At 68.9% G+C, this 26,868-nt stretch carries 31 protein-coding genes; 16 read left to right on the forward strand and 15 right to left on the reverse strand.

All coding sequences use genetic code 11. The features are described 5' to 3' along the window. Positions 1 to 10 precede the first annotated feature (10 nt). Positions 11 to 640 carry a DUF6474 family protein gene (locus E7742_RS19170; protein WP_137800390.1) on the reverse strand — a complete coding sequence of 210 codons (630 nt, stop codon included), beginning with the start codon at positions 638 to 640 and terminating at the stop codon, positions 11 to 13. Positions 641 to 760: 120 nt separating this feature from the next. Here E7742_RS19170 and E7742_RS19175 point away from each other — a divergent pair, with 120 nt between their 5' ends. Both E7742_RS19175 and E7742_RS19180 read left to right on the forward strand, forming a co-directional pair. Next, a complete protein-coding gene (locus E7742_RS19175) occupies positions 761 to 2,356 on the forward strand; it encodes a TM0106 family RecB-like putative nuclease (RefSeq protein WP_137800391.1) in 1,596 nt (531 codons plus the stop codon). Between the two features lie 122 nt (positions 2,357 to 2,478). Further along, positions 2,479 to 2,988, forward strand: coding sequence for a pyridoxamine 5'-phosphate oxidase family protein (locus tag E7742_RS19180; protein WP_137800392.1), 510 nt, complete (start codon positions 2,479 to 2,481; stop codon positions 2,986 to 2,988). Between the two features lie 58 nt (positions 2,989 to 3,046). Here the strand turns inward: E7742_RS19180 and E7742_RS19185 are convergent, their stop codons facing one another. Further along, the gene (locus E7742_RS19185) at positions 3,047 to 3,814 is read right to left on the reverse strand and encodes an SDR family NAD(P)-dependent oxidoreductase (RefSeq protein ID WP_137800393.1); all 768 of its coding nucleotides are present in this window, start codon (positions 3,812 to 3,814) and stop codon (positions 3,047 to 3,049) included. Between the two features lie 422 nt (positions 3,815 to 4,236). On the opposite strand from E7742_RS19185, the gene E7742_RS19190 reads away from it, so the two are divergent. The 9 genes from E7742_RS19190 to E7742_RS19230 all read left to right on the forward strand — a co-directional run bounded on the left by E7742_RS19190 (position 4,237) and on the right by E7742_RS19230 (position 11,706). Further along, a complete protein-coding gene (locus E7742_RS19190; protein ID WP_137800394.1) occupies positions 4,237 to 5,073 on the forward strand; it encodes a hypothetical protein in 837 nt (278 codons plus the stop codon). A gap of 149 nt (positions 5,074 to 5,222) precedes the next feature. Then, positions 5,223 to 5,828, forward strand: coding sequence for a hypothetical protein (locus E7742_RS19195; protein WP_137800395.1), 606 nt, complete (start codon positions 5,223 to 5,225; stop codon positions 5,826 to 5,828). Positions 5,829 to 5,926: 98 nt separating this feature from the next. Further along, complete coding sequence (locus tag E7742_RS19200; protein ID WP_175420534.1) at positions 5,927 to 6,949, forward strand: hypothetical protein; 1,023 nt, start codon at positions 5,927 to 5,929, stop codon at positions 6,947 to 6,949. 21 nt (positions 6,950 to 6,970) lie between these two features. Continuing rightward, entirely contained in the window at positions 6,971 to 7,669 is a 699-nt protein-coding gene (locus E7742_RS19205) for a hypothetical protein (RefSeq protein WP_137800396.1), read from the forward strand. Positions 7,670 to 7,741: 72 nt separating this feature from the next. After that, positions 7,742 to 8,119, forward strand: coding sequence for a RidA family protein (locus E7742_RS19210; protein WP_137800397.1), 378 nt, complete (start codon positions 7,742 to 7,744; stop codon positions 8,117 to 8,119). A 162-nt stretch (positions 8,120 to 8,281) separates the two neighbouring features. Continuing rightward, positions 8,282 to 9,727, forward strand: a complete 1,446-nt coding sequence (locus E7742_RS19215) for a flavin-containing monooxygenase (RefSeq protein WP_254699352.1) — start codon at positions 8,282 to 8,284, stop codon at positions 9,725 to 9,727. Positions 9,728 to 9,808: 81 nt separating this feature from the next. After that, a complete protein-coding gene (locus tag E7742_RS19220; RefSeq protein ID WP_137800399.1) occupies positions 9,809 to 10,393 on the forward strand; it encodes a hypothetical protein in 585 nt (194 codons plus the stop codon). A 1-nt stretch (position 10,394) separates the two neighbouring features. Beyond that, positions 10,395 to 11,027, forward strand: a complete 633-nt coding sequence (locus E7742_RS19225) for a DUF6308 family protein (RefSeq protein WP_175420535.1) — start codon at positions 10,395 to 10,397, stop codon at positions 11,025 to 11,027. 73 nt (positions 11,028 to 11,100) lie between these two features. Then, on the forward strand, positions 11,101 to 11,706 hold the full coding sequence (locus E7742_RS19230) for a TIGR03086 family metal-binding protein (RefSeq protein WP_137800401.1): 606 nt from the start codon (positions 11,101 to 11,103) through the stop codon (positions 11,704 to 11,706). Here E7742_RS19230 and E7742_RS19235 read toward each other — a convergent pair. Both E7742_RS19235 and E7742_RS19240 read right to left on the reverse strand, forming a co-directional pair. Further along, positions 11,681 to 12,025, reverse strand: a complete 345-nt coding sequence (locus tag E7742_RS19235) for a hypothetical protein (protein WP_254699072.1) — start codon at positions 12,023 to 12,025, stop codon at positions 11,681 to 11,683. The two genes, E7742_RS19230 and E7742_RS19235, sit on opposite strands and share 26 nt — an antisense overlap. A 37-nt stretch (positions 12,026 to 12,062) precedes the next feature. Further along, on the reverse strand, positions 12,063 to 12,557 hold the full coding sequence (locus tag E7742_RS19240) for a DUF3558 domain-containing protein (protein ID WP_254699073.1): 495 nt from the start codon (positions 12,555 to 12,557) through the stop codon (positions 12,063 to 12,065). A gap of 210 nt (positions 12,558 to 12,767) precedes the next feature. Between E7742_RS19240 and E7742_RS19245 the strand changes: the two genes are divergently transcribed. Further along, positions 12,768 to 13,415: a PadR family transcriptional regulator gene (locus E7742_RS19245; protein WP_137800404.1), complete on the forward strand. Its 648-nt coding sequence runs from the start codon at positions 12,768 to 12,770 to the stop codon at positions 13,413 to 13,415. A 23-nt stretch (positions 13,416 to 13,438) separates the two neighbouring features. On the opposite strand, the gene E7742_RS19250 is transcribed toward E7742_RS19245, so the two are convergent. From E7742_RS19250 to E7742_RS19260, 3 genes are read right to left on the reverse strand one after another with little or no spacing between them, the layout of a single operon-like run. Continuing rightward, positions 13,439 to 13,684 carry a hypothetical protein gene (locus E7742_RS19250; RefSeq protein ID WP_137800405.1) on the reverse strand — a complete coding sequence of 82 codons (246 nt, stop codon included), beginning with the start codon at positions 13,682 to 13,684 and terminating at the stop codon, positions 13,439 to 13,441. Beyond that, on the reverse strand, positions 13,685 to 14,305 hold the full coding sequence (locus E7742_RS19255) for a response regulator (protein ID WP_137800406.1): 621 nt from the start codon (positions 14,303 to 14,305) through the stop codon (positions 13,685 to 13,687). Continuing rightward, positions 14,302 to 15,450, reverse strand: coding sequence for a sensor histidine kinase (locus E7742_RS19260; RefSeq protein ID WP_137800407.1), 1,149 nt, complete (start codon positions 15,448 to 15,450; stop codon positions 14,302 to 14,304). Before E7742_RS19260 ends, E7742_RS19255 begins: the two co-directional genes overlap by 4 nt. A 140-nt stretch (positions 15,451 to 15,590) precedes the next feature. Here E7742_RS19260 and E7742_RS19265 point away from each other — a divergent pair, with 140 nt between their 5' ends. Next, on the forward strand, positions 15,591 to 16,181 hold the full coding sequence (locus E7742_RS19265; RefSeq protein WP_137800408.1) for a GlcG/HbpS family heme-binding protein: 591 nt from the start codon (positions 15,591 to 15,593) through the stop codon (positions 16,179 to 16,181). Then, on the forward strand, positions 16,178 to 16,906 hold the full coding sequence (locus E7742_RS19270) for an ankyrin repeat domain-containing protein (protein WP_137800409.1): 729 nt from the start codon (positions 16,178 to 16,180) through the stop codon (positions 16,904 to 16,906). The genes E7742_RS19265 and E7742_RS19270 overlap by 4 nt, the downstream gene beginning before the upstream one ends. A gap of 10 nt (positions 16,907 to 16,916) precedes the next feature. Here E7742_RS19270 and E7742_RS19275 read toward each other — a convergent pair whose 3' ends face one another. The 7 genes from E7742_RS19275 to E7742_RS19305 all read right to left on the reverse strand — a co-directional run bounded on the left by E7742_RS19275 (position 16,917) and on the right by E7742_RS19305 (position 23,053). Next, the gene (locus E7742_RS19275; RefSeq protein ID WP_137800410.1) at positions 16,917 to 18,335 is read right to left on the reverse strand and encodes an amidase; all 1,419 of its coding nucleotides are present in this window, start codon (positions 18,333 to 18,335) and stop codon (positions 16,917 to 16,919) included. Between the two features lie 50 nt (positions 18,336 to 18,385). Beyond that, complete coding sequence (locus E7742_RS19280) at positions 18,386 to 19,156, reverse strand: TetR/AcrR family transcriptional regulator (protein WP_137800411.1); 771 nt, start codon at positions 19,154 to 19,156, stop codon at positions 18,386 to 18,388. Between the two features lie 105 nt (positions 19,157 to 19,261). Next, positions 19,262 to 19,747 carry an FABP family protein gene (locus tag E7742_RS19285; protein WP_137800412.1) on the reverse strand — a complete coding sequence of 162 codons (486 nt, stop codon included), beginning with the start codon at positions 19,745 to 19,747 and terminating at the stop codon, positions 19,262 to 19,264. A gap of 10 nt (positions 19,748 to 19,757) precedes the next feature. Further along, on the reverse strand, positions 19,758 to 20,462 hold the full coding sequence (locus tag E7742_RS19290) for a TMEM165/GDT1 family protein (RefSeq protein ID WP_137800413.1): 705 nt from the start codon (positions 20,460 to 20,462) through the stop codon (positions 19,758 to 19,760). 273 nt (positions 20,463 to 20,735) lie between these two features. Beyond that, positions 20,736 to 21,260, reverse strand: coding sequence for a peptidase (locus E7742_RS19295; RefSeq protein ID WP_137800414.1), 525 nt, complete (start codon positions 21,258 to 21,260; stop codon positions 20,736 to 20,738). A gap of 175 nt (positions 21,261 to 21,435) precedes the next feature. Further along, positions 21,436 to 22,296, reverse strand: a complete 861-nt coding sequence (locus E7742_RS19300) for an SMP-30/gluconolactonase/LRE family protein (RefSeq protein WP_137800415.1) — start codon at positions 22,294 to 22,296, stop codon at positions 21,436 to 21,438. Between the two features lie 127 nt (positions 22,297 to 22,423). After that, positions 22,424 to 23,053, reverse strand: coding sequence for a superoxide dismutase (locus E7742_RS19305; RefSeq protein WP_137800416.1), 630 nt, complete (start codon positions 23,051 to 23,053; stop codon positions 22,424 to 22,426). Positions 23,054 to 23,332: 279 nt separating this feature from the next. On the opposite strand from E7742_RS19305, the gene E7742_RS19310 reads away from it, so the two are divergent. Together E7742_RS19310 and msrA are read left to right on the forward strand one after the other, a co-directional pair. After that, positions 23,333 to 24,517 carry an acyltransferase family protein gene (locus E7742_RS19310; RefSeq protein ID WP_137801312.1) on the forward strand — a complete coding sequence of 395 codons (1,185 nt, stop codon included), beginning with the start codon at positions 23,333 to 23,335 and terminating at the stop codon, positions 24,515 to 24,517. Between the two features lie 9 nt (positions 24,518 to 24,526). Beyond that, entirely contained in the window at positions 24,527 to 25,201 is a 675-nt protein-coding gene (gene msrA / locus E7742_RS19315) for a peptide-methionine (S)-S-oxide reductase MsrA (RefSeq protein ID WP_137800417.1), read from the forward strand. Between the two features lie 71 nt (positions 25,202 to 25,272). Here msrA and E7742_RS19320 read toward each other — a convergent pair whose 3' ends face one another. Further along, positions 25,273 to 26,778, reverse strand: coding sequence for an MFS transporter (locus E7742_RS19320; RefSeq protein WP_137800418.1), 1,506 nt, complete (start codon positions 26,776 to 26,778; stop codon positions 25,273 to 25,275). Positions 26,779 to 26,868 lie beyond the last annotated feature (90 nt).

A 26,868-nucleotide genomic window follows, 5' to 3' on the forward strand; every position in this document is an offset into this window, starting at 1 on the left:
GGCGTGGGGGTCAGCGCACGCCGAGGCGCGCCAGGATGTCGGCCTCGACGCCGTCGAGCTCCGACGACACGGCGTGGTGGGCCTGCTTGCGGCGCGCCGGCGGCATCTGCTCGGCGGCGTGGACGGCGGTGTTCAGGTCGCCCAGACGCGTGCGGATCGCGGCCGCGAACTGCTGGGTCTCGGCGTCGTCGGGATGGCGCGCGAGGATCTCGCCGACCGACTTCTCGGCCCCGGCGATGCGGGCGCTGAGCTTGGCGCCGTGACCGGTGTACTCGCCCAGCTGGTCGACGGCGATCCCCATGCGCTGCGCGCGTTGCGCGTCGAGCTGGCTCCGCAGGGCGGTCGCCCCGCGGTACGCGATCGGCACAACCACGGGCGCGATCAGGCGTGCGACGCCCATGTAGCGGCGCAGCTGCGCGACCGTCAGCCCCTTCTCCGCGGCCTTGGCGGCGGCCTTCTCCTGGGCCTTGAGGGCGGAGATCTGGGCCTTGTCGACCTTCTTCTGCGCCTTCGCGGCCGACCGGTGCTTCCGGCGGTCGTTCTTCGCGCCCAGCTTGGCCTCGAGCTTGGCCTTGTGCTTGAGGGCCTTCGCCTCGGCCTTGCGCGTGGCACGCCGCTTACGTTTCTTGAACAACCCCACTGGAAAGGCCCCTCCATCTGGTGTTTCGGTGCAGGCGAAGACTGCGTCACAGCGTATCCGCGTTCGTTTTCGATCGCCGCTTTCGGCTTTACCCTAGGCGAGCACATAATCTTGCACATCGTGTGTTCCCCGATCGGTCCGTCCGAAAGCGCGCCCGTGCTACTCGAGCCGGGTGCGCTCACGCGATGCCGGCACCGGATCCACCTCGATGCCACCTACCCCGACCGGCTCGTCGGCGTGCCCGAGAACACGGGCGTCAAGCAACGGCAGGAGGCCGCCGCCGCGCAGCGAGAGGCCGTCCGCCTGCGGCTCGCCGAGGCCGAGCCCGACGCGTGGGTGCGCATCGCGCCCGACGGCCCGGCCGGTCAGCGGGCCCGCGCGACGCTCGCGGCGTGCCGCGACGGCGCCGCCCGGATCTGGGGCGCGGTGCTGCCGTCGGAGCGGGACACCGGGCGGCGCGGCCGCGTCGAGGTCCTGCTGCGCGACACCGACCGCGGCGGCTACATCCCCGTCATCGTCGTCAACCACAAGGTGACCGATCCGGGCAGCGGCGCCACCACGTCCGGACTGTTCGCATGGGAGCCGAAGCTCGACGAGACCCGCAAGGTCCGCGCGCAGCTGCGGGACCAGATGCGGCTGGCGCACGTGTACCGGATGCTCGAGCGGCACGAGCTCGCGAGCCCGTCGCTGCAGGGCGGCGCGATCGGATACGGCGCCGACTGCGTGCTGGTGCACGACCTGTCCGCCGTCCTCGACGAGTACGACACCCGTTTCGCCGACCGCATCGCCGTCGCCCGCGGCGAGGTCGAGACGGTGCCGTCGCAGATCGGTGAGTGCCGCTCGTGCCCGTGGTGGCCGGACTGCCGGGCCGAGCTCGAGGCGACCCACGACGTGTCGCTGGTGGCGTCCGGGTCGCGCGCCGACGTGCTCCGCGAGCGCGGCGTCCGCACCATCGAGCAGCTCGCGGCGTGGGAGGGTGACCCGCCGGAGGAGTGGCCGCACAACTCGTTCCACGACACCGTCGTCACCGCGAAGGCGTGGCTGGCGGACGCGCCGCTGGTGCGCCGCCACGAGACGGTCACCGTCACCCGCGCCGACGTCGAGGTGGACGTCGACATGGAGAGCTACCAGGAGCACGGCGCCTACCTGTGGGGCACGTTGCTCAACGTCGCGGGCACGTCGGCGTACCGGCCGTTCGTGAGCTGGGATCCGGTGCCGACCGTCGACGAGGCCCGGTCGTTCGCCGAGTTCTGGACGTGGCTCATGGCCGAGCGGGCCGGCGCGGCCGCCGCCGGGAAAACGTTTGCCGCCTATTGCTATTCGCGATCGGCCGAGGACAAGTGGCTGCTCGACTCGGCCCGCCGCTTCGCCGGCCGCGAGGGCATCCCCACCACCGCGGAGATCCGCGAGTTCATCGACAGCCCACAGTGGGTGGACATCTACCAGGCCGTCGGCGAGAACTTCGTCTGCCCGAAGGGCAAGGGCCTCAAGAAGATCGCGCCGGTCGCCGGCTTCCACTGGCGGGACGCCGAGGCCAGCGGCGAGGCGTCGATGAGCTGGTACCGCGAGGCCGTCGGCTACGACGGAGAGCCCGACCTCACCCAGCGGCAGCGGCTGCTCGAGTACAACGAGGACGACGTCGTCGCCACCAAGGTGCTGCGCGAGTGGATGAGCGACCGCGCCGTCGCCGAGATCCCGCACGAGTCGGAGCTGTAGCCCCCCTCGTTTCGCGCACTTGTCGCGGGGTCGATCCGGGATGTCCGGGTGAACCTCGCGATGAGTTCTCGGTGGGGGCCGGGTCGGTACCTGTGACAGCACTCCACGAGACGGAGGTCCCGATGACCGCGCAACTGCCTGCCGCCGAACTCGACCGCCGGTACAGCGAGGAGAACGCGCCGCCGTCGACGTGGACGCAGGTGACGGCCACACTCGACGCCGCCGAGGTGTTCTGGCTGTCCACGGTCCGCGTCGACGGTCGACCGCACGTGACGCCGCTGATCGCGGTCCGGGTCGACGACCGCATGCACTTCTGCACCGGGCCCGACGAACAGAAGGCCCGCAACCTCGCCGGGACTGACGCGTGTGTGCTGACCACCGGGTCGAATGTGCTCGGATCCGGATTGGACGTCGTGATCGAGGGGCGGGCGGTACGGATCTCGGATCCGGAGTCGCTGACCGGTATCGCTGACGCATACCGTGCGAAGTACGGGTCGGACTGGAGCTTCGACGTCACGGACGGACAGTTCGTCAACACCGCCGGCGGACCGGCCACGGTGTTCCGCGTCGAGCCGTCCACTGTCTTCGCTTTCGCGAAAGGCGTCTACGCGCAGACGCGTTGGCGGTTCTGACGTTCGAGTCCGCGGAAGGTCGACGTCCCGAGGCGCCCGCCCCGGGACGTCGGATCCTCTACCGCGGCGCCATGCGCAGCGCGCCGTCCATGCGGACCGTCTCGCCGTTGAGGTAGTCGTGTTCGACGAGGAACTGCGCCAGCTGCGCGTACTCGTCGGGCTTGCCGAGCCGCGACGGGAACGGGATGCCGGCCTCGAGGTTCTTCCGGTACTCGTCGGTGACGCCCGCGAGCATCGGGGTGTCGATGGTGCCCGGGGCGATGGTGTTGACGCGAATGCCGACCTGCGCCAGATCACGCGCGGCGGTGATCGTCATGGCGTGCACGCCGCCCTTCGACGCGGTGTACGCGATCTGCCCGATCTGCCCCTCGAACGCCGCGACCGACGCGGTGTTGATGATGACGCCGCGCTGACCCGAGTCGTCGACGGTCGGCAGATGCTGCATCGCGTTGGCCGCCAGACGCATCACGTTGAACGTGCCCAGCAGGTTGACGGTGATCACGGTGCGGAACAGTTCCAGATCGTGCGGACCGTTCTTCGACAGGATGCGACCCGCCCAGCCGACACCCGCGCAGTTGACGACGGTGCGCAGCGGAACCCCCGACTCGCCGATCTTGTCGACGACGCCCTGGACGTCGGCCTCGCTGGTGACGTCGGCGGGAAGGAACGTGACCCCCGCGGGCACGTTGTCCCCAGCCCGCTCGATCGACTGCGCCAGGTCGAGGCCGAACACGGTGGCGCCCGCATCGGCGAAACGCTTGGCCGTGGCAGCCCCGAGCCCGGAGGCGGCGCCGGTGATCAGTGCGGCGGTTCCCTGGATTTCCACTGCGTTTTCCCCTTCGCGTCGGGCCGACCCCTCGCGGTCGGCCGTGTGACCTGCACCATAACGCTTGTCGGCCGGTTCGAGGGGGCGGCGGAGCGGGTGGGTTCACCAAGGTGCTCGCCGAAAAATCTTGTGACCGCGTTTCCCCAGTTGGCAGCGCCTTTTCGTGATTGAATCCACGCCAGTTGCACATTTGTCCAAGAAAGTGTGCCGGAACTCTGGACACCCGACCCAAGCGCGTGGATACTTCCAACTGCCTGTTGGTCAACCGTCCAGTTGGTTTACGACGCTCCCGCGGGTCCGACCAATACGCAGGTACGTCCCGGACGTCTCCCGGGGTGGTGCCCGTAGGAGGGGGTGAACCGACAATGCGATGCCTGGCCGTACTCGCCACTGCCGCGCTGCTGTCCGTCAGCGGGGCCGCGGTGGCGTCCACCGCGCCCGCAGCTCCGACGGCCACGGCCGGAATCGCGAACAGCGGAATCGGTATCGAGCTCACGGATGCGCCGGGCCAGGCCGACATCGTCGAAAATCCTGCGCCGGGAACATCGATCACTCGGCACGTGCGGGTTCACAACAAAACAGGTGCCGCACAGTCGGTTTCCGTCTACGCCGGACCCGCGAGCATCGTTAACGAGACGTTCTCGGTCGAGCCGGCCGGCGAGACCAATGCGCTCACCTCATGGACCACCATCGACAAGCCGACCGTGCGACTCGACAACTGGCAGTTCGAGGATGTGGCCGTGGTGATCACCGTGCCTCCGGATGCGCCGTCCGCGACGTTGTACGGTGCGATCTGGGCGGCGATCGGCGGTAGTCGATCCGGCGTGCGTATGGACGTTACGGTGGGTGGCGACAACGGTCCGGCAGCGGACTTCGTGATCACCGGCATCGTGCCGGAGCGTAGGTCCGAGGAGTCGGTGGCCGTGCTCGCGACCGTGGCCAACACCGGCGGACGCCCGATCGACATCGCCGGCACTCTGCGGCTGAGCGACGGCCCAGGGGCAATGTTCGTCAACGCCGTTCCCGCACAGCCGACCAGGCTCGCGGCGGGCACCACTGGAACTGTGTTGTTCGTCGTGCCGGACAGTGCATTACTGCCGGACGGCCCGTGGACGGCCAAGGTTCGGCTCAAGAATGGCTACTTCACACACGAGTTCCGAGAAGCAATCACGTTTCCGGACAAGCCGTCCGGAGGCGGTGACAATCCCACGTCGTCGCTGGGTTCGCTCGGTTCGACGGGCTCGTTCGGCGGAAATTAGCGAGAACTGCTCTGCATCGACATGGGCATCGAGATTGAGTTCTGACGATTTTGGCAGCTAGTTAACCCACGCGGGATCACTCGGGTCAGTCCGCGCGGGGAGCGCAATGACAGTTACTCCGGCCCGATCCCCGACAGAAGGACGAACCCATGCGTAAGAAGCTCATCGCGGCGGCGGGCCTGGCCGCAACCGCCGGCCTACTGGCCCCCGCGGCGATCGCCAACGCCGCCGACACCCCGGCCACCCCGGCAGACTCGAAGAACACCACGGTGACGATGACCGTTGCAGGCCAAGGAGGTGACCTGCGCATCACGGCTTCTGCCGGGTCGATCACCCTGACCCCGAACCTGGGGAACAGCAATGTTCAGGGTCAGTTCGGCACGGTGACCGGGATCAACGACGGCCGGACGAACGTCTCTCCGCGTAACTGGGTGGCGAGCGTGGCGATGACCGACCTGACAACCGGTGGCGCCAGCCCGGCGACGATCTCTGCGGACAGGGTCTACTACAAGGTGACCGGCCCCACCTGGGATTCCAACGGAACACGAGAGAACCTCGCGAGCGACTGGGTTGCCATCGGTAGCCAGTCGGTTCCGGTCTACAAGCGCGGTGGGCAGACGTACGTCGTCGGCCAGTACACCTCCTGGACGCCGAACATCAAGGTCGAGCTTCCCACCGTTGACCAGAACGGAACGCAGCTCCCCGCAGTGCCGGCTGGAACCTACACGGGAACGTTGACCACTTCCGTGATCTGACCGCAAAAACTAACGAGCTGGGCCAGGGTCGGCCTCCCTGGCCCAGCCGCCACAAGAGGGAACCGATGACATTCTTCCGGGGAAACAAGATGCCTCGAATGCTTGTATTCGCAGTGCTTTTCCTTGCGTTCAATCCAGCCCGTGCGATCGCGGCGCCGAGCTCGGCCGATCCTGCAACGTCCGCGGGATCGATCGGTATCCGGCTGGCAGATGTCGCGGAAGACCTCAAAGACGACCCGCGGGCAAACATCTACATCACGGACAATGTCCCACCCGGGGGGAAGGTGACCCATCACGTCACCGTCAGCAACAACACCGACTCTCCGCAGACGATCGACGTCTACGCGGGGCCTGCGACGCTGACCGACGGCACATTCGCTGTCGCGGAACGTGGAGAAACAAACGCCCTCACGTCCTGGATCACCGTTGGGCAGGCAAACGTGCACCTCGATCCGGGAAGTGCGGTTGATGTTCCGGTGGTCATCGACGTGCCGAGCGATGCGCCCGAGGTGGAACAGTACGGGGCGGTCTGGGCTTCGCTCGCGCAAACTGCGGAAGGCGGCGTCACACAGGTATCCCGGGTGGGTGTCCGCGTCTACCTCTCCGTCGGTGAGGGCAACGGACCGCCTGCCGATTTCAGGATCGACAGTCTCGCGCCGACGCGAGGTACCGACGGCAGCGCATTGCTTGTCGCACATGTCCAGAACACCGGCGGTCGTGCCGTCGACATCTCCGGAACGATGAACCTTTCCGGTGGTCCCGGCGGGCTGACGGCGGAACCGGTCAACGCGGACTACGCAACCATTGCCCCGGGAGCGGAAGGCAAGGTGGAGTTCGTTGTTCCGAACAGTGCTTCCCTCCCGGCCGGCCCGTGGCAAGCCCAAGTCAAGTTGGAGAGCGGGTTCAACAAGCACGACCTGTCCGCGTCCGTCACCTTCCCCGACAGGGGTGTCGGCGATGCTGTCGGGGCATCGGGCTCCGGATGGTCGATCGGTGCGTGGGTCGGTCTCGCCATCGGTGTGCTTGTGGTGGTGCTCGCGTTCGCGGCATACGTCGTGCGCAAGCGCCGCGGTCATGCCGGTAATCTGTCGACGGGATCATCGTCCCAGTTGGATCGGTAGCGAATGACGTACACACGTCGGGTGACGATCAGCGTGGTTGCGCTTGTCATCGCAGGCGCTCCGATGGCGGCCGCCGAACCGGCCCTCTCGACCACCGGTGAAACGACGACCCCGGCACCGACCGCATCAGCGAGTGAGCCTCCGATTGCCGAGATGCCTTCGGGCTGCGGGGATGAGAGCGGCGCGTCCACGACTTCTCCATGCCTCACGACCTCTCCCCGCCCGACGACGTCGACGAGCACCAGACCCGTGCGGACAACGGCGGCACCGGCGAGTACAACTGCGCTCCCGACGCCGTCCGAGACCGAACCGACGGTCCCCACCACCGTTGCCGGTTCAGGTGAGTTGCGGGTCGACACCGGGCCGTTCGTCGTGACCGGTCCGGTGCGGGCGGGCGCCGTCGTCCCCGGAACAATGGACGTCACCGTCACGGACAACCGCCGAGATGGCGCAGGATGGACCGCGGCCGTCAGGGCCACGGCCATGCATGGCGCCCGCGGCAACGCGTTCTCGCCGGGCCCCGACTCCTTCTATCGCGCGCAGAACACACAGTGCAGCGAGTCGGCTGGGCAGGTTCCGCTGAGCGAGGATGCGGTGATTGTTGTTGTCGCGCCTGCGGAATGCTCTGCCGCGACGTGGTCTGCCGACGTCGGCATCGCCGTCCCTGTCGACGTGGCCGCCGACACGTACTCCCTCACGATCACCCACTCGGTGTACTGAGGAGCCGCGGCGATTCGCCCGCGGGCTATGGTCGGGCTCATTCGTTGCTGTCGATCGCAGAGGAGGCACTCGATGTCGATGACCGAGGTGTCCGCTGACCATCCGTACAGTCCGGCGTTCGTCGCCGGCGGGCTCATTTTCGTGTCGGGCGCATTGTCCATCGACGAGAGCGGCGATCCGGTGCCGGGCCGGACGGAAGCGCTCGATGCCGCCGTCGACCGGATGGTCGAGCGTCTCGCGACCGTCGGCGGTGAACTGAGCGACGTCGTAAAGCTCACCTACTTCGTCACCGATCTGTCGCTGCGCGAGGAGGCCAACCGGCAGTTCGAGCGCCTCTTCGAGGCGCCCCGGCCCGCGCGTACCTTCGTCGAGGTGAGCGGGCTGCCCTACGGTGCGACGGTCGAGATCGACGCGGTCGCCACGGCCGGGGCGGGCGGCGCGGGCGGCTGAGTCGGGGCGACCGGGCCGGGGTGTCGCCGAGCGATCGCACCGAAACCCTGGCCACACCCGCGCAGATGAGTGACACTGTGAGTGACACATAGCTGGGAGGGTGGAGCCGTGGAGCGGAACACGCAGTACGACGCCGTGATCGTCGGCGCCGGCTTCGGCGGGATGGGTGCGGCGATCGCCCTCAATCGACTCGGGCTGACCAATCTGGCGATCCTCGAACGCGAGGACGACCTCGGTGGCACGTGGCACGTCAACCGCTATCCGGGCCTGGCCGTCGACATCGCGTCGGTCACCTACTCGTACTCGTTCGAGCCGAATCCGCACTGGTCGCGGTTGTTCGCCCCCGGCGCCGAGCTCAAGCGGTACGCCGAGCACGTCGCCGACAAGTACGACCTGCGCCGCTACATGCGATTCGGCACCGTCGTCACCGGCGCGCGCTGGGACGAGGACGCGCGGCACTGGGTGGTCTCGACCGCCGGCGGCGAGCAGCTCACCGGGCGCTACCTGCTCACCGCGACCGGGTTCCTGTCGCAGCCGCAACTGCCGGACATCGCCGGCATCGACTCGTTCGCCGGCCGGGTCCTGCACACCACCGCGTGGGAGGACGGCATCGACCTGGCGGGATCGCGTGCGGCGATCATCGGCACCGGCGCCACCGCCGTCCAGCTGATCCCCGAGGTCGCCGGGACGGCGCGGGAACTCACCGTCTACCAGCGCACCCCGATCTGGGTGGTGCCGAAGGTCGACATGCCCATTCCTGCTGGGGTGCAACGACTCTTCGCGCGGGTGCCGGTGACGCAGCGCGTGGCCCGCGCCGTCAGCGACGCCATTCTCGAGGGCATCATGGTCAGTGCGGTGCTGCACTACCGGCAGGCGAAACTCCTCAACAAGGGTGCGGCGGCGGCGTCCAGACTGTTCCTGCGCACGCAGGTACGCGACGCCGACCTCCGCCGAAAACTGACGCCCGACTACGACTTCGGCTGCAAGCGTCCCACGTTCTCGAATCACTACTACCGCACGTTCACGAAGCGGAACGTGGCGCTCGAGACCGCTTCCATCGCGCGGATCGAACCGGACGCCGTCGTCACCACCGACGGCCGCCGCACCGAGATCGACACCCTGATCCTGGCGACCGGCTTCAACCTGTGGGATGTGAACTTCCCCGCCATCGAGGTCATCGGGCGAGGCGGACTCGACCTCGGAAAGTGGTGGCGGGACAACCGGTTCCAGGCGTACGAGGGAGTCGCGGTGCCGAAGTTCCCGAACTTCCTCACCCTGGCGAGTCCGTACTCGTACAGCGGGCTGTCGTACTTCACCACCATCGAATCGCAGATGGCGCACATGACCCGCCTGTTCACGGAGATGCGGAGACGTGACGCCGACGTCTTCGAGGTGACCGAGGACGCCAACACCCGGTTCCTCGACCGGATGACCGCGAACCTCGACGACTCCGTCTTCTACGGCGGCAGCTGCGGTTCGGCGCGGTCCTACTACTTCAACCAGCACGGGGAGGCCGCACTGCTGCGTCCCACGTCGACGGCCAACGCGTTCGCGGAGGCGCGGAGCTTCCCGCTGGGCGACTACCGGATGGAGTCGCCCGGCGCGTGAGGGGAGGGGCGCGTCCGGCGCCGAGTCGACGGGACTCGGCCCAGTATCCTCGAAGGCCGCCCCACAACCCGAGGATCGCCCATGCCTGACATCCATCCCGCCGCGACCGACGCGAACTTCGAGCTGCTGCAGACCGACCCGTTCTTCGACGTGGTGGTCGACCTGATCGCCGGTTACCTCGCGTCGGCGTTCGACGACCCGGCCGGGGCGGAGGTGGACGGATGGACGCTGAGCTGCCTGCCGACCACGAACAAGACCCCCGAACGCCAGCGGTTGTTCACCCTGAACATCGGGCCGATGGAGGTGCTCTACGTGGAGCGCTACACCGAGAACGGTGAGACCGTCGACTTCCGCACCGTGCTGTACACGTCGCTGTCGGCGCTGCAGCGCGCCACCGGGTACAGCCTCGACGGCCTCACGTTGGCCAACCCGCTGCTGCGTTTCCGCAAGACGGAGCTGGCCTCCGCGGACGGTGACGGTGTGCTGATCGACTGGTTCCTGTCCGACGAGGGCGCCGACGAACAATTCTTCGAGCTGCCGCTCGACGAGGCGACGATCCGTCCGCTCGCCGAGCGGCTGGTGAGCAAGGGGCGCGGCCCGTACGCGCAGTACCACAACCGCGCGTTCGCCCAGCACGTGCTCGACGCGATGAACGACGATGAGTGACATGGCGATCCGCCTTCCGAAGGTGCTCGCGTCCGGTGACGACGCCGCCGTCGACGTGTTGCGTCGGTACTTCGCCGAACCGCTCGTGAAGACCGGGTACCTGCGCAGCGGGGCCCGGTGGGACACGTGGGATTCGACCGGGACCCGTGAGCGGGACGCCGACGTCTTCACGGCGGACGACCTCGTGGCGGTGACGATGCTGTCGGTCGAGGTGTCCCCGGACGGCGCGCAGATCCTGTTGCGGGAGCGCGGCGAGGAGTTCGCCGAGCTGCTGGCCGCCGTCGGCCCCGACCGCGACCTCGTCGACGAGGTGGACGAGCTGACCGCGGAGTCTCCGGTGTGCCGCCTCGAGACGGCGCTGTGGACGGTTCCGAGCATCGGCCGCACCGTGGCCTCGAAACTGATCGCCCGGAAGCGTCCGCGTCTGTTCCCGGTCTACGACCGCGTGATCGGCGAGGTCCTCGACACCAAGCAGGCGCACCTCGATCCCGTGCGGCAGGCGCTGCGTGCGAATGACCGCGAATTGCACCGTCGACTCGTCTCGCTGCGCGAACAGGCCGGGTTGGACGAGGCGGTTCCGGCGCTGCGGATCCTCACGGTCCTCGCCTGGATGCAGCTCAAGGCGCCGCGCTGACGAGTTCGTCGATGAGTTTCACACCTCCGCTCGGTCGATATCTGTGAGACGACTTTCGACCAGGGAGGCACGTATGACGATCCAATTCGACCTGGGGCCGGCCGCGGACGAGGTGGCCCGGGTGGCCTCGGGTGTGCGCGACGAGCACCTGGACTTACCCACCCCATGCGCGGAGTGGTCGGTTTCCGATCTGCTCCGGCACTTCGTGGAGCTGACGAACGCTTTCGTCGCTTCGGCACGGAAGGAGCCGTTCCCCAGTGACGGGTCCGGCCGACCGGAGGAACTCCCCGCGGACTGGCGCAGCCGGCTTCCTCGGCAGCTCGACGAGATGGCCGCGGCGTGGCGTTCGCCCGACGCGTGGGAGGGGGAGGCGGCCGCCGGTGGGGTGACCCTCCCGGCGCCGGTGATGGCGGCGGTGGCGGTGGACGAGCTGGTCCTGCACGGATGGGACCTTGCCCGCGCCACCGGCCAGAGCTTCGAGGCCGATGCGGCCAGCATCGCCGCGAGCCTCGGGTTCGCGATGTCCGTACCGGTCGAGGAAGCGGGCCGTGACGGGCTCTACGGCCGGGTGGTTCCGGTCCCGGACACCGCCTCCGAGCTGGATCGACTCCTCGGTTACACCGGGCGCGACCCGCAGTGGGCGTCTGCTGCGGTCAGCGGCCTGGATCGATCGCGCTGATGGCGTGGGTGTTCGACTGCTCGGTGGTTTCGTAGTTGGCCGCGATCTTCTCGAACACCGCCCGCATCTGCTCGACGACGGCGATGTGATCGGCGAGCGCCTGATCGAGCGGATACTCACCGCCCGACGCCTTCTGTTCGAACTTGCGGGCCAGCGCGACGCCCGACGGCAGGTGGCCGAGGCCGTCGATGCGGACGAGATCCAGCGCTTGGGTTCGCAACAACTCCAGACTGTCGAGGAATGTGGCGCACCTCTGGGCGCACTGCTCGGCAATGCCACGCTCGAGAGAGAGGTCGCCTGTCTCGACCAGTTCGCCCACTGCTCCCCAAATGGAACCGTTCATCAGTCGCCCGCCGTCACCGAGGCATCGACTTCACTAGGGCGCGTGCGTTTTCGAGCGCCAGAGGACACGGGCCCTCCGGGGGTGTCCTTCCCGTGAGGTAGCTGGACTTGATCATCACGCTGTCGGAGCCTGACGTAAACAGCACGTCACAAAACTCGTTGCGCTTGTCGGCGGCATCGCGAAAAGTGAAGGCCTCCCGGCCGTCGAGTTCCACCGGGGTGACGTCACTGAACTGGTCGTCGGCGCGGATGGTGGCGATAGAGCGGCCAGTTGCGAAAACTGTCACGAAGTAGTCAGGTGCACGCCACCGGCACACGCTCCAACCGGGTTGTTTTACCCCGACGATGTCGCGAGTGACCGACGCCGGATCCACACCGACCGTGCGCAGCACCTCGTCCGGAATGCTGCACGGATCGAAGGTCGGTTCTCCGGCCTCGACCTTGGTGGTCTCGGCCTGGCCCTCGACGCTCGTCGACCCGCAGCCGGCCAGTCCCACGACACCGGCCACTACGAGAGCGGCAACTCCCCACCGACCCACTGACCTCACGTTCCCCCCTCGATTCGCCCCAACGTCCCGCTCATTGGATCAGACGCGGCGCAGCCGCACCCGGTTCCATCGCAGCGCCGCCGGGGGCGAGCGGTGACTCACGCCACCCTTTTCAAAGATACGATCACGATATATCGTGAGTGTGTCGGTTAACGATGGAAGGAGAAACCGATGAGGAACATGAATCACCGGCGAGGGCCGGAAGAGATGCACGGACACCCCGCGTGGGGTGGCGAGATGGGCCGTCCGCGCCGCCATCATCGCCCGTTCGACGGCGAGGATCCCCGCATGCGCGGTGGCCGCGGCCGCGGACGTGGGCACGGCGGACCTCGCGGACGCGGTGGGCCGCGCCGCGCAGGCCGCGGCGACGTTCGCGCCGCCGTCCTGCTCCTGCTGAAGGAGGACTCGATGTACGGCTACCAGCTGATGCAGACCGTCACCGACCGCACCAACGGCGCGTGGCGCCCCAGTGCCGGCGCGATCTACCCGACGCTGCAACAGCTGGAGGACGAGGGCCTGGTGCACACGACAGCCGAGGGCGGACGCAAACTCGTCACGCTCACCGATGCCGGTCGTGAGTACATCGAGGCGAACGCCGAATCCTGGGGCGACCCCTTCGCTTTCGTGGGATCGGGCCCCGACTTGCGCGGCCCCCTGCACGACCTGCACGGCGCTGCGCGCCAAGTCCAGATGTCCGGCAACGCGGCACAACTCGCGGCGGCCGAGAAGGTGCTCACCGACGCCCGGCGAGCGCTGTACCTGATCCTGGCCGGCGACGACCAGGACGCGGGCTCAGGCGACACCCCCACGGAGTCGTGAACATTGGCGTGACCGGTCATCGGTCACGAAAGCCGCTGCGCGCCGAGCGGTTCGAGGTCGAACTCGTTCTCACCGAACAGCTCCACCGCCTCGGCGCGCAGCACCAGCCACAATCCGAACAGTCGTCCCCAGCCGAGGTCCCGCACGAAGTCGCGATACGACGGCGGGAACCCGCCGCCGTCGGCGAAGGTGAACGTCTCCAACAGCGCGAGATCCAGATGCGCCAGCGTGGGCGTGCCGTGCACGCGGAGCAGCGAGTAGCCGGGCATTCAACGAATCCCTTCTCGCCGTAGCGCGATCGAGACCGCCGCGGCCCGCGAGTCGACGCCGAGCTTGGCGTAGATGTGCGCCAGGTGGGTCTTCACCGTGGCCTCGCTGATGAACAGGCGCTTGCCGAGTTCCTTGTTCGTCAGACCCTCGGCCAACAGAGTCAACAACTCGGCCTCCCGCGCCGTCAGTGCCTGGTCGGGCCGGCGCATGCGATCCAGGACGCGGGACGCCACCGGCGGCGACAGCGCGCTGCGGCCCGCGACGGCATCACGGAGTGCGCCGAAGATGTCCTGCGGCGCCGAGTCCTTGAGTAGGTAACCGATCGCGCCGGCGTCGAGCGCGCGGACCACGTCGGCGTCGGTGTCGTAGGTGGTGAACACCAGCACCGGTTGATCGTGGCGGGCCGAGCGAATCCGTCGGATCGCTTCCACGCCGTCGATTCCCGCTCCCAGCGCCAGGTCCATCATCACCACATCGGGAGCGCGTTCGACGGCGATCGCGACGGCGTCCTCGCCGGTGTCGGCCTCGCCGACCACGTCGATGTCGGGCTGCGAATCCAGCAGTGCCCGCAGGCCCGCGCGCACGACGAGATGGTCGTCGACCAGCAACACCGAGATCACGACGCGTCCCGCCGCGGGATCTGTGCGGCGACGACGGTGCCCTCGCCGGGCGCACTCTCCACCGAGAACGTGCCACCGAGTGCTTCGACGCGCTGGCGCATCGCCGGTAGGCCGAACCCGCTCGTCTCACCCACCACGAATCCGGTGCCGTCGTCGAACACGTCCAGCGCGACCGCCTCGGGCAGATACGTCAGGGTCACCCCCACAGTGTGCGCGTTCGCGTGCCGGCGGATGTTCGACGCCGCGCTCTGCACGATCCGCAGCAGCGCGTGCTCGACGTCCGGCGGCAGCCCCACCGGCTCGCCGATCACCCGCAACTGCGCCGACGGCACGTACCCGCGGACGGCCGCGAGCAGGGCCGCGTCGAGCGACTGTGTCGCGAGGTCGGGCGAGCTCAGGTAGTGGACCAGAGTGCGGGTCTCGGCGAGGTTCTCGCGCAGCGAGCGGGTGGCCACCCGCACCTCGTCGCGGGCCCGCGTGCCATCCTGTTCCCACATCTCGTCGGCCGCCTCCACATGCAGCAGCGCACTGGTGAGTCCCTGTGTGACGGTGTCGTGGATCTCCCGCGCCAGGCGCTCGCGCTCGGACAGCACGCCGGCCTCGCGCTCGGTCTCCGCGAGCCGCGACTTGGCCTCGACGAGCTCGCCGAGCAGGCGTTCGCGTTCGGCGCTGTCGCGCTCCACCTGCCCGTAGGCCAGCACGATGAGCGCGCCGGTGCACAGCGGCGCCAGCAGCACCGCCCACTCGGTACGGCCACTGAACGACGCGAACTCGATGCCCGCGAACACCGCCAGCGCGGCCACGGTCACATACGCCGCCCAACGGGGGAACGCGCGGGTACACAGGAAGAAGATCGGGAACGCCGTCCACGCGAAACTCGGCGCCAGCCACACCAGCGCCACCCAGGACGTGAGCACCGGCCACACCCACGGCTGCCACGCGCCGCCCCGCCGGGACAGCACGACGATCGCTGCGTACAGGACGGCGAGCACGCCGATCAGGCCGGCCACGACCAGCCACCGGCCACTCACCCCGTGATAGGTCAGGTAGCGGGCCGTGGACGCCGCGAGCAGCACGTTGAACGAGAGGTGGATCGCGACACCGAGCGGTCCGCGGAAGGCGGCGTCGTCCCCGTGGTCCTGCATCGGGCCGATCCTACGGACGTCGGAGGGGCCGGGGATCGGCCATTCGGATGATCCGCCGGTGGCCGCGCGGTCGATGCCGCGCCCCCGGCACCGGCGCGAGGGTGGAATCACTCGATTCCCCCTCGTTCGAAAGGCTCGACATGACCCTCTCCCGCCGCCTGCCCCGCGCCCTCGCGATCACCGTCCCCGCCGTCGCGCTGCTCGCCGCGACTGCGTGCGGATCCACCGACGACTCCGGCGCCTCGTCGACCGCCGCTGAGGTGACGCCGGCCGCGATGTCGTCGCAGCGGCCGGGCGACGCCGAGAAGGGCACCGTGTCGGCCGACCGGTTGTCGGTGGCCACTGCGGGCCGCGCCGCGCAGGCCGCGCTCGCCAGGTGCCAGGCCGACGGGCTCGGCTTCGTCACCGTCGCGGTGGTGGACCGGGCCGGCAACGTGCAGGCCATGCTGCGCGGCGACAACGCGGCCCAGCACACCGTCGAGGCCGCCCGGGCCAAGGGGTACACCGCCGCCGCGTTCGGCGCGAACACCAGCGACCTCGCCGGCCGCGTGAAGGGCGAGGGCCCGACGATCGCCGACCTGCCCGGCACGCTGTTCCTCCCCGGCGGCGTGAGCGTCAAGGTCGGCAATGCGTCCGTCGCCGGGATCGGCGTCGGCGGTGCGCCGGACGGCAACGCCGACCAGGCCTGCGCCGCCGCCGGTCTGGCGGACATCGCCGGGAGCCTGCAGTGAGGGCTGCCCTGCTGCTGACCGCCGCCGCGCTGACGGCGGCGGGCTGCGGCACCGGCACGGCGACGGAGAAACCGCGCGTACCGATTTCTTCCGACGTCGTCGCGAGCGCTCCGGCGCCGGTGTCGACGCCGGAACTCGAGCGGGCGCTGTTCGATGCGGCCCGGGCGAACGACGCCGCCGGGGTACGGGCCGCTGTGGAGCGCGGGGCCGCTCTCGAGGCCCGCGACGGGGACGGCCGCACCCCGCTCGTCGCGGCGGTCAAGGCGAAGGCCGGGGCGGCCGCCGCAGCGCTGATCGATGCCGGCGCCGACGTGAACGCGCAGGACGACATGCAGGATTCGGCGTTCCTGTACGCCGGCGCGGAGGGGCTCGACGAGATCCTGCTCGCCACGCTGTCGCACGGCGCGGACGTGCGCTCCACCAACAGGTTCGGCGGCACCGCGCTGATCCCGGCGTCCGAGCACGGCCACACCTCGACGGTGCGGATCCTGTTGCGCGCCGGGGTGCCGGTCGATCACGTCAACCACCCCGGCTGGACGGCGCTGCTCGAGGCGGTCGTCTACGGTGACGGTTCCACTCGCTACGTCGACACCGTCACGCAGCTGCTCGACGCCGGCGCCGACCCGACGATTCACGATGCGCGCGGCCTCACGGCGCTGCAGAACGCGCGCAACCGGGGCCAGCACGACATCGTCGCGCTGCTGGCGGCGGCGGGCGGGGACTGACGCGGCGCCCTCAGGCGGGATCCTGGATTCGCGCCCAGGGATTGGCGGCCTCGAGTTCGAACGCCAACTCCAGAAGCGTGCGCTCGTCGCCGTGGTTCGCCGAGAAGTGCGACGCGAGAGGAAGTCCGGTCGATGTCTGGTGCAGGGGGAGGGAAATCGCCGGGCCGCCCGCCGCGTTGTTCAGCGGAGTGAAGGACGCGTAGGTCACCAGCCGTTCGAAGAGCGTGTCGAAATCCTGAGCGGGGGAGAGGAATCCGAGTTTCGGGGTGGTGTGCCCGAGCACCGGGGACAGTACGACGTCGTATTGCTGGAACATCCGCGAGTACACCCGCGCCGAACGCCGCAGCCGGTAGAGCATGCGTGGGGTCTCGACCATGTGCCGGCGGTACACCGCGTCGAGTCCGCGGCTGAGGTTGTCGGTCTTCGCGGCGTCGAACGTGGGACCGAACATGCGCTTGCCGCCGGCCAGGATCGCGAACGACAGGAAACCCCAGTACATCTTGAAGTCGCGCATGAACGCCTCGCCGACCGGCAACGCCGCCTCCTCGACGTGGTGACCGAGTTGGTCGAGCAGGTCCGCGGTGGCCGCGACCGCCTTGCGGGTCTCGTCGTCGGTGGGGACCCCGGTCACCGAGTCGACGATCACGCCGATGCGCAGCCGCGCCGATCCGGGGCCCTCGACCAGACGGATCGGCGGCAGTTTCGGGTTCCGGTGGTGCGCTTCGGCCGCGGCGTAGTACCGCGCGCTGTCGCGCACCGACCGGGTGACGACGCCCTGCGTGACGATGCGGATCGGCATCGTCCTGTCGGTCGCGTCGGGCACCGTTCGGCCGCGGGTGGGCTTGAGACCGACGAGACCGCAAGCTGCAGCAGGGATCCGGATGGAGCCGCCACCGTCGTTCGCGTGCGCGAGCGGCAGCACGCCGGCCGCGACCAGCGCGGCCGAGCCGCCGGACGACGCGCCGGACGAGTAGTCCGGGTTCCACGGGTTGCGAACCGGGTCGGCGTCGGCGTACTCGGTGCTGGCACTGAACCCGAACTCCGGCAAGCGGCTCTTGCCGATGGACACCGCGCCGGTCGACAGGAACTGGTCGGCGGCGGCACTGTTGCGGACCGCCCGGGCCGGGGTGAACGCCGCGCTGCCGTGGCCGCTCGGCAGTCCGGCCACGTCGATGTTGTCCTTGACGATCGTCGGCACACCGGCGAACACGCCATCGCCGGGCGCATCGGATCGCCGCAGTGCGCGCTCGAAGTCCCGCACCTGGATTCCGTTCACGGTGGCCTGGACCGACTCCGCCCGATCGATCGACGCCTGGACCACCTCCCGGGCCGACACCTCCCCGGAGGCGATACGGGCGGCGACCCCGGTGGCGTCCAGGTCGCCGAGGGCGTCGTCACGGAAGGCGTGGATGCGCTGGTTCTCGGCCATCCCCGGAGTGTAGGGGCCGAACGCGGCGTTGTGGAGGGGTCGCGAGCGGATCAGCCGGCGGACGGGCGGACCGCGAGGGCCTCCCGGATCGCACGCAGCTCCACCCGCAGCGCGTCGAGTTCGGCACGCAGGTCATCGGGGGCGCCGGGCCCGGCGGTCGACTGCGCGGCGGGCTTCCGACCGGCACGGGCACGCCTGTTCGCGGCCGGCCGGGGGGCGCGGGACGGGGACTCCGCGGTCGGCGCGGCGGCGAATCCGTCGAGGAACACGGTGGTGATGGTGTCGGTGAGCGAGTCGATGTCCTTGCGCAACGTCGTGCGGTGCCACCGGACGGCCATGAACACGCACTCGCGCATCATGCGCTGGAACTCGAAACTGTCTACCCCGGAGTGGAACTCGCCGTCGCGGACGCCGTCCTCGACGATGCCGAGCCAGGCCGCGTGCGACGACTCGACGGCGGCCTCGATCTCGCGGATCCGTGGCAGAGCAGTCAGATCCGCCGATTCGTTCTGGTAGATCTCGGTGGCGAACGGGTGCAGTTCGGCGGCCTCGAACGACGCACGCACCATGAGCCCGAGACGTTCTCGGGCCGACGCGTCCGTGGCGACGACCGCGTCGTAGCGCTCGACCAGATCCGCCAGGAAGCTCGTCAGGACGTCGGAGACGATCGCGTCCTTGGAGTCGAAGTAGTGATAGAGCGTTCCCGAATTGAGCCCCACCGCGTCGGCGATCTCGCGAATCGTCGTCGCGGCGATGCCGCGCTCGGCGAACAACCGGGCCGATTCGGCCAGGATGGCCTCCCGCCGACCCGCTGCCGCCACGGTTCACCCCTCTGTCCTGTGCTCGATCCGATCGCTACCGGACGAGGCTATCAGCGGGCAAACAGGCGCTCGGCCGACGAAGCGCTTGTTCGGTACGGCGGGCCGTCAGTCCGCGCGCCGAAGCGCCGCGCGCAGGTGGTGCGTCAGCGGCACCTCGTCGAACGCCATCCACATGTCGTAGGCGAGCACCGAGCTGCCCTCGGTGAGCTCGAGACGGCGCCGGATCCGGTGCACCGGTTTGGCCGCCGGCGACGCCGCCAGCACGTGCTCGGTGAAGTCGAGGACACCGTCGGCCAGCTCGCCGCGGTGGATCTCGACGAACCCGGTCGGTTGCGTCACCAGGAGTTCGACCGTCCCGTCCGTCAGGCGCAGATAACCGGTCTCGGTGTGCATCGGCTGTCCACCACCGGGCTTGCGGGTGCGGGACCGGTAGAACAGGAACGGTTTTCCGCTCGGGGCGAGCTCGATCTCCTCGTCGTACGCGAAGTCGTCGATCGTCGGGTAGTGACCGCACCCGCCGCCGACCCACCGTCCGGCGAATGCCGCCAGCTCGCCGAGAGGTGCCAGGAGGTCGGTCTGCGTCTGTGCCATGGCGCCCAGTCTAGGAAGCGCGTGGCGCGTCGAGCGGATCCACCGCGGACTCGCCCCGGGAGCGCGTCGTGAACCAGCGGACACCGGCGCCCACGGCCGACACGGCGACCACGGCGGCCGCGGTGATCGGTCCCGCGGGGCTCTCCGGGAACAGACCCTCGAGCACGAGCCACGCGCCGAACGCGAAGAACAGCACGGCCGCACCGATGCGCACGAACGCCTCCGGCAGGTGCTTGCCGAGCAGCGCGCCGACGACGATCGCGAGAGCGTCCGCCGCGACCATGCCGATGGTCGAGCCGATCCACACGCCGACCCAGTCGTTGTCGGCCGCCAGCGTCACGGTGGCCAGCATCGTCTTGTCGCCGAGTTCGGCGAGGAAGAACGCGGACGCCACGGCCAGGAACGCCGAACCGGTCACCTTGCCGGCCTTCTGCTCCTCGTCGTCGGAAAGGGCGTCGCCGCGCAGCGTCCACAACCCGAAGATCACGAACGCGATGCCGCCGACGATCGAGATCGCGGTGGTGGGCAGCGCGGCGCCGAGGAAGTGGCCCACGCCGACCGAGACGAGGTGCACGACGGCGGTCGCGACCGTGATGCCGGCGATCACCACCCACCAGCGGTAACGCAACGCAAAGGTCATCGCCATGAGCTGGGATTTGTCACCCAGCTCGGCGACGAAGATGACGCCGAAACTCAGCAGGATCGCGGCCAGCACGTCGTTCGAACCTCCTCCGGTCGATAGTCACGGAGGATGTCGGGAAACCTTCCTCCGGCCGCGAACACACCTGTCGTGCTCGTGGCCGAAGGTCTCGCCCACCGGAGGACATCCGGTTCACTGGGCCGGGCGGGCACCACGTCGTGCCGGCCAGTATGTCGACCCAGCGATTGGGGGCTACTCCCCTTCGCTCCGGCCACCATACCCGCCGTCAGCGAAAGTGCAAAGGCCACAATATGTTTGGAACGCCGAACTTTCGAATTCCGGTGGCTGTCACGCGGCCAGCAGCATTGCCAGAACCGCGGTGTCGGGATCGCTGATCGGGTCGATCCCCACCCGCGACACCATCGACGTCACAGTGCCGTCCGCTTCCGCCTCCACCCAGGCGGCGCGATGGTCGAGCCCGAGATGCGGCAGGCCCGGCAGCAGCACGCACCCCGACGCCGCCCCGGCGCACTCGGGCAGCGAGGGCACCGTCTCGGCCGGAGGATGCAGCATCAGCAGCGCCGGAGGCTGGTGCCCGGCGAACCGTCCGGGGGTGAGCGCCCGCTCGCCCAGGACGGGGCCCTCCGCGATGATGAGTCCGACGGTTCCCGGCTGCGGGTCGTCCGGCAGTTCCTCGCGTGCCCCGAAGACCGTCGACGTCGCCAGCAGACCGGGCACCGACGCAATCCGGACCGCGAGAGTGAGGAGTTGGGCCCACTCGCGGGTGGTCTCGGGCCACCGTCCGGAGATCACGAACCCGGAGAGGTCGCCGTGGGCGTGGAAGGGTGCCATGCCGACGTAGCGCTCGTTCATCCCGGCCTCGTTTCTCCGGCCTCCCGGACCGGGTCCGACGGGAGCGACCGGGCGGGTTCCGATGGTCGGAGCCCGCCCGGTCGACGCGTCGTTCACACCTCGTTGGGTATGTCGAGCATGCGCGCGGGTGCCACTGGCACACAAGAGGTCCCGAGTGCCAACCCGGGTGCGGCGATCAGAATCCGGGACCGGGGACGGCGACCCGCAGGCGTCGGACGGCGCCGGACCCCAGACGAACCGCGTCCTCCGGGATCCACGTGTCGGCGGTGCACACGAACAGGTCCCGGCCGTCGGCGCCGCCGAGGGCCACGGCGTACGGGTGCGGAACCGGGATCCGGTCGGTGATCGCGCCGTCCGCGCTCACGCGGAGCACCTGCCCGTCGAACGGGGACGCCACCCACACGCCACCCTCGGCGTCGAGTGCGATGCCGTCCGGCAGCACGTTGCGGTCGTCGAACTCGACGAGCGTCCGTCGGTCCACCAGGCTGCCGTCCGCCTCGATCGTGAACGCCGACAGTCGCCCCGGCGTGGCCCGGGTCTCGGCCACGATCAACGTCGAACCGTCCGGCGTGACGGCCATCCCGTTGGCGAACAGCATCTGCTCGGCCACGACGTGCGGGCTGCCGTCGGGTTCGACCATGGCCAGGTCGGCGGGGAACGGCGGTGCCGGGGGCGCGCTGTCGTCACCGTAGTTGCCGACGTAGGCGCGGCCCGTCGCGTCGACCGCCATGTCGTTGAGGTGCCACGTGGCGATGCCGTGGAGGCTCGCGTGCTCGACCAGGGCGCCGTCCGGCTCGAGGCGGTAGAGCTTGCGCTCGTGCACGGACGCGACGAGCAGGCGGCCGTCGGGCAGAAAGCCTAGACCGGCCGGCCGGCCGGGCACCTCGACGACCCGGTCGAGGACTCCGGTCGCCGGATCGAGCCGCAGGACCACCCCGCGGTAGATGTCGGAGAACCACAGTCGGCCCTCGTGCCAGCGCGGGCACTCCGGGAACGCCAGGTCCGATGCGACGGTCTCGATCGCGATGTCCGACATGGCGCCACCCTACCTAGTGAGCGCTTGGTCGGTGGGGCGGTCGGGAGGAGAAATGCGCGACGCCGCGCTCGGTGAACCGGGCGCGGCGTCGAAAACCGGTGCTCCGTCGTCGGAGCTACCGCGGCAATCAGGCGGGGACGATGAGTCCGGCGGTCTGGGTGCGGGACTTCGTGAACCGCTCGGTGACGTCGGCCCAGTTGACGATGTTCCAGAAGGCCTTGACGTAGTCGGCCTTGACGTTCTGGTAGTCGAGGTAGAAGGCGTGCTCCCACATGTCGAGCATGAGCAGCGGGGTCAGGCCGATGGGGATGTTGCCCTGCTGATCGTAGAGCTGGACGATCTGCAGGCGCTGTCCGATGGAGTCCCAGGCGAGAATGGACCAGCCGGAGCCCTGGATGGAGTTGGCGTTGGCCGAGAAGTGATCGCGGAAGGCGTCGAAGGAGCCGAACGCGTCGTCGATCGCTGCGGCGAGCTCACCGTCGGGCTTGTCGCCCCCCTCGGGGGAGAGGTTGTTCCAGAACACCGAGTGGTTGGTGTGGCCGCCGAGGTGGAAGGCGAGGTCCTTCTCGAGCTTGGTGGCCTGGGCAGCCATGGTGCCGTTCTCGCGGGCCTCGGCCATCTTCTCGAGGGCGGTGTTGGCGCCGGCGACGTAGGTGGCGTGGTGCTTGTCGTGGTGGAGCTCCATGATCTTCGCGGAGATGTGGGGCTCGAGGGCGGCGTAGTCGTAGGGGAGATCGGGCAGCGTGTAAACAGACACGAGATTCCCTTCCTCAGGGGCATGGCGCCCTGACGTGTGCGTTTTATGAGTCGTACTGGGGACAACCCAATCTCATTGGTACACCGTCCGCAACTATCTCGCCGAGGGGGGAAGCGCCTCACAAAAATGTTCGGCTGCCCTTAACCGATGCCCCGATCGGGCCTTCGGCGCGACCCGGACAGCGCCCGGAATTGGGCGCGGAGGTGAACGGAACACTAATATCGCGGGGTGCCTTCCGAGACGCCCGCTCCAAATTCGCGGGCCGACCTGGCACCGCGGGTGGAGTTGACCGGCGCCGATCTGCTGCGCACCGTCGCGGTTCTCGCCGTCGTCTACTCGCACATCTCGTTTTATCTGATCGACGACCTCGGTTCCGGCTGGTGGATGATCGACGGCGTCTACGCGGTGTTCGTCGAAGGCCTCGGTCTCAATCAGCACCTCTCGTTCGTCGGTGTCGCCATCTTCATGACGCTCACGGGCGCGCTCATCACCCGGTCGGCGATCCGGCACCACCCGGGCCGGTTCCTGCTCGACCGGGTGGGGCGGCTGTTGCCGGCGTTCTGGGTCGCGATCGCGGCGGCCATCCTGCTGGTCCGTCTCGGCATCAACGGCATGTTCAGCGGGCAGCCCGGCATTTCCGACTCCGAGGCGGCGCTCAGCTTCGTGCTCGGGGGCTTCTTCCTCAAACCCGAGGTCGCGGTCCTCGGAGTGACGTGGACACTCGTCGTCCAGGTCCTCTTCTATCTGTACTGCGTCGCGCTGCGCCCGGTCCTGCGCACCCGGCCCATCGCCGTCCCGCTCGTGGGCGCCGCGCTGTGCGCACTCGTGCTCCTCTACAACCTGTACGTCCCGCAGCCGTACACCGTGCCGATGCTCTCGAAGGTCGCGGCGACGCTCCCGACCGTCTTCCTGGGGCAGCTCATCTACCTCGGGGCGGCGCGGCTGGTGAACTGGCGCTGGCTGACCGTCGGCGTCCTCGCGCAGCTCGAACTGGTCCGGCTGGCCACGGAGATCCACGTCTACTGGGCGGGTGACCGCTACCTGTGGACCATCGCGGTCGTCACGGCGCTGGTCCTCGTGCTGGGCCGCTACCGCGGCCGGCCCACCCGGTGGTCCGTGGTCCGGTGGACCGCGACGCGCAGCTACGCGATCTACCTGGTGCACACGCTGATCCTCTACCGGGTCTACGAGAACACCGTGGGATCGCTGGGCCGGACCGGCGCGGTGCTGGTCTTCCTCGCGGTCACCGCCGCCGTGTCGGAGCTGCTCTACCGGGGTGTCGAGGTGCCCGCCGCCCGCTGGATCGCCGGACGCACTCGGAGCATCGGCCGGTCAGGGTCGTCCCACGACGCGCCCGCGGCCCGCGGGGCTCCTGGAACCTCGGACACTCCGGACGTCCCCGCCGTACCCGAGGCCGTGGAGTCGCCGAGCTCGCGGACGGTGGACGGGCCGGACCGCGCGTAGCATCGAATCATGTCTTGGTTCGATGACATCTTCGAAGGCAGTCTCTCACGCACGAAGTCGGTGATGGTGACGCCGGATCAGGCCCTGCCGGGCCGGGAGACGCCCGTGCCGGTGCCTGCAACGCACTACGTCAACGGGCACCCGTTGCAGCCGCCCTTCCCCGACGGCATGCAGACGGTCGTGCTGGGCATGGGCTGTTTCTGGGGCGCGGAGAAGGAGTTCTGGCAGCTCGACGGCGTCTACTCGACCGCCGCCGGGTACGCGGGTGGTTACACCCCCAATCCGACGTACGAGGAGGTCTGCTCGGGCCGTACCGGTCACACCGAGGTGGTGCTGGTCGTCTTCGACCCCGACGTCATCTCGTACGAGGGCGTTCTCAAGCAGTTCTGGGAGAACCACGACCCCACCCAGGGGATGCGGCAGGGCAACGACCACGGCACCCAGTACCGCTCGGTGATCTACACCGGATCGGACGAGCAGCAGTCGATCGCGCAGGCGACCGCGCAGGCCTACGGCCAGCGGCTCGCCGCCGCGGGCTACGGGGCCGTCACCACCGAGATCGAGCCACTGAAGACGTTCTACTACGCCGAGGACTACCACCAGCAGTACCTCGCCAAGAACCCCGGCGGCTACTGCCCTGTCCATGCGACGGGCGTGAGCTGCCCGGTGGGGTTGGGCGCCTGACCCTCCGGATCCCGGACATCACGGCGCGGGGGCCCGACATCGACACGATGCCGGGCCCCCGCTTCGTAGGTTCAGACCTTCGGTAGCGGATCCGGAACTTCGTCGCTCGGGGCCGAATCGGCCACCGCGCGGGCGACTGTTGCGCTCCGATTCCGGTGCAGCGTCATCGCCACGAGAATCGCTGCCAGCGCGGATACTCCACCGATCAGGTACGCGATCGTCATGCCGCTGTCGGCGTAGAAGCCGTATCCCTCCACCACCGTCGCGACGTTCGAGTTGAGGACGGCGAACGCGATCACCGGTAGCACCGAGGAGATCAGCGTCTGCGACGCCTGCACCATGCTCGACATCGACGCCTGCACCGACGGCGGCACGGAGGCGATGGTGAGGTTCGGGATCGACGCGGTGGTGGCGCCCATGCCGAGTCCGAACAGCAGGATGCCGAAGAGGACTTCGGGCTTGCCGGTGTGCCAGAACCCGGTCACGATCGATGCGGCCAGCATGAACGCCGCACCGCCGGCGAGCGTCAGGGTCGGGAACTTGGTGCGCAGCATCCGGCCCACCACGATGCCGCCGACGACGCTGCCGACTCCCATCGGGATCTGGATGAGGCCTACGCCCCTCGCGTCCACACCGAATCCGTAGCCGAGGCCGAGGACCGACGGCGTCATGCTCATGATCGGAATCAGCGTGGCGTACAGCGAGATCGCGCCGTACGCGAGACCGGCCGAGAGGCAGATGCGCAGCATCGGGCCGCGACGGAAGAACCGGAGATCGACGATCGGATCGGTGGTGCGCAGCGCCGACGGCACCCACACCGCGATCACGACGAGCCCGCCCACGATCAGTCCCAGAGTGCCGGCGTCGGTCCAGCCCCACGACGGTCCGAAGCTGATGCCGGCGAGGATCGCCGCCAGTCCGCCGCCGAGCATGGCCGCACCGACCAAGTCGAGGCGCGCCGGGTTGCGGACCGGCGTCTCGTCCGTTGTGAGCACCACCAACGGTGCCATGACGATCAGTGCGACGAACAGGAACCAGAAGATCGAGCGGAATCCCCATGCGTCCACCAGCACGCCGGTGATGAACGGCGACGGAATCGTCATCAGGCCCATTCCGCCGGCGGCGAGGCTCACTGCCAACGCCAGGGTCCCGGGCGGGAAGACGTCTCGCATGAGGGAGAAACCCAGGAACATGCAGGCGATGAGGACACCGAACAGCGCGCGGCCGACGACGAGGATCAGGAAGCTCGGCGCCACCGCCGACACCAGGGCGCCCACGGCGGCGATACCCATGCAGATCAGGAAAACCTTGCGCTTGCCGTGGATGTCGGCGAGCTTGCCGGCCAGCGGGCACGCCACCGCTGCCGCGAGGAGATAAGCGGTTGTCACCCAAGCAATTTGATCGGTCCTGAAGTGCTCGCCGATGGGCATCATCGCGACGGAGGCCATCGTCGAACTGATCGAGACGATTTCGAGGACCACCGCGATGGAGACCAGCGACAGCACGAGACGCGGAGTCCAGCCGCTTTCGGGGACGGCGCGCGGCGGAGTGGCCGCGGTGCCGAGAGTTCCTGACATGTAACGCCTTTCTGCAGTTGTGTTTCAGGTCACGATGTGACCCCCATTACAGAGGGCGCGTGTCGATTGGCGGATAGCGCTTCCGTTGAA

The sequence above is a fragment of the Rhodococcus sp. SGAir0479 genome (assembly GCF_005484805.1).
Lineage (GTDB): Bacteria > Actinomycetota > Actinomycetes > Mycobacteriales > Mycobacteriaceae > Prescottella.

Excerpts from the sequence above, each read along its gene's own strand:
- E7742_RS19285 (WP_137800412.1), bottom strand. The coding sequence starts at position 19,747 with ATGGCACAGACGCAGACCGACCTCCTGGCACCTCTCGGCGAGCTGGCG.
- E7742_RS19245 (WP_137800404.1), top strand. The coding sequence starts at position 12,768 with ATGAGGAACATGAATCACCGGCGAGGGCCGGAAGAGATGCACGGACAC.
- E7742_RS19300 (WP_137800415.1), bottom strand. The coding sequence starts at position 22,296 with ATGTCGGACATCGCGATCGAGACCGTCGCATCGGACCTGGCGTTCCCG.
- E7742_RS19250 (WP_137800405.1), bottom strand. The coding sequence starts at position 13,684 with ATGCCCGGCTACTCGCTGCTCCGCGTGCACGGCACGCCCACGCTGGCG.
- E7742_RS19215 (WP_254699352.1), top strand. The coding sequence starts at position 8,282 with ATGGGTGCGGCGATCGCCCTCAATCGACTCGGGCTGACCAATCTGGCG.
- msrA (WP_137800417.1), top strand. The coding sequence starts at position 24,527 with ATGTCTTGGTTCGATGACATCTTCGAAGGCAGTCTCTCACGCACGAAG.
- E7742_RS19320 (WP_137800418.1), bottom strand. The coding sequence starts at position 26,778 with ATGTCAGGAACTCTCGGCACCGCGGCCACTCCGCCGCGCGCCGTCCCC.
- E7742_RS19195 (WP_137800395.1), top strand. The coding sequence starts at position 5,223 with ATGCGTAAGAAGCTCATCGCGGCGGCGGGCCTGGCCGCAACCGCCGGC.
- E7742_RS19210 (WP_137800397.1), top strand. The coding sequence starts at position 7,742 with ATGTCGATGACCGAGGTGTCCGCTGACCATCCGTACAGTCCGGCGTTC.
- E7742_RS19295 (WP_137800414.1), bottom strand. The coding sequence starts at position 21,260 with ATGAACGAGCGCTACGTCGGCATGGCACCCTTCCACGCCCACGGCGAC.
- E7742_RS19225 (WP_175420535.1), top strand. The coding sequence starts at position 10,395 with ATGGCGATCCGCCTTCCGAAGGTGCTCGCGTCCGGTGACGACGCCGCC.
- E7742_RS19275 (WP_137800410.1), bottom strand. The coding sequence starts at position 18,335 with ATGGCCGAGAACCAGCGCATCCACGCCTTCCGTGACGACGCCCTCGGC.
- E7742_RS19180 (WP_137800392.1), top strand. The coding sequence starts at position 2,479 with ATGACCGCGCAACTGCCTGCCGCCGAACTCGACCGCCGGTACAGCGAG.
- E7742_RS19265 (WP_137800408.1), top strand. The coding sequence starts at position 15,591 with ATGACCCTCTCCCGCCGCCTGCCCCGCGCCCTCGCGATCACCGTCCCC.
- E7742_RS19260 (WP_137800407.1), bottom strand. The coding sequence starts at position 15,450 with ATGCAGGACCACGGGGACGACGCCGCCTTCCGCGGACCGCTCGGTGTC.
- E7742_RS19230 (WP_137800401.1), top strand. The coding sequence starts at position 11,101 with ATGACGATCCAATTCGACCTGGGGCCGGCCGCGGACGAGGTGGCCCGG.
- E7742_RS19220 (WP_137800399.1), top strand. The coding sequence starts at position 9,809 with ATGCCTGACATCCATCCCGCCGCGACCGACGCGAACTTCGAGCTGCTG.
- E7742_RS19200 (WP_175420534.1), top strand. The coding sequence starts at position 5,927 with ATGCTTGTATTCGCAGTGCTTTTCCTTGCGTTCAATCCAGCCCGTGCG.